We start from the raw sequence: 491 nt of genomic DNA, 5'->3' as shown, positions 1-491 counted from the left end.
ATGTGGGACATTGCCTTTCTGCGGACGCCTTGCTGAACCTCGATGACTACCATCGCAGGGCGGAAGGACGACCCGGGCAACGCTACCTGCTGCAGGCATTTGCGATGGGCCTGCTGGCCAGCATGGTCGTTGAACGCTCCAGTTCACCCCTGCGTACCTGACCCTGGAGCGTCGTCATGTTCAGACCTCGAATCATCTGCAGTCCACGTGATCTGACAGACCCGGATGGTGGCAAGATCTACACCATCTCCGCAAATGGCGAGACCGTCGAGCCAGCGCCATTCGTGAGGCGGCTTGTGGAGGTGAAGCAGTTGCGTGAAGTCTCATGGGATAGAACGCCGCACTTCACCATTTTCCATCAGGGAGAGTCACGTCCGTACCTGATACTTGCCTGGTGGGGCAATGATAATGAGTTGTTTACGTCTGTTTCCGTGCAGACAGGCAAGGAATGGGTCGAGCAGCCCGACAGGTACTCGTTCTGTCTATACGAC

Annotated in this window: 1 protein-coding gene; it reads left to right on the top strand. The window is 56.8% G+C overall.

Features of this window, described 5'->3' with window-relative positions; translation table 11 throughout:
- Positions 1-176: 176 nt before the first annotated feature.
- The coding region (locus tag VG556_RS22380; RefSeq protein WP_423180053.1) for a hypothetical protein at positions 177-491 on the top strand (315 nt) is incomplete at its 3' end.

The organism is Stenotrophomonas sp. CASM106, assembly GCF_049384825.1.
Lineage (GTDB): Bacteria > Pseudomonadota > Gammaproteobacteria > Xanthomonadales > Xanthomonadaceae > Stenotrophomonas > Stenotrophomonas muris.
The sequence above is the reverse complement of the archived record's forward strand: the minus strand, read 5'-3'. Positions and strand labels throughout refer to the sequence as shown.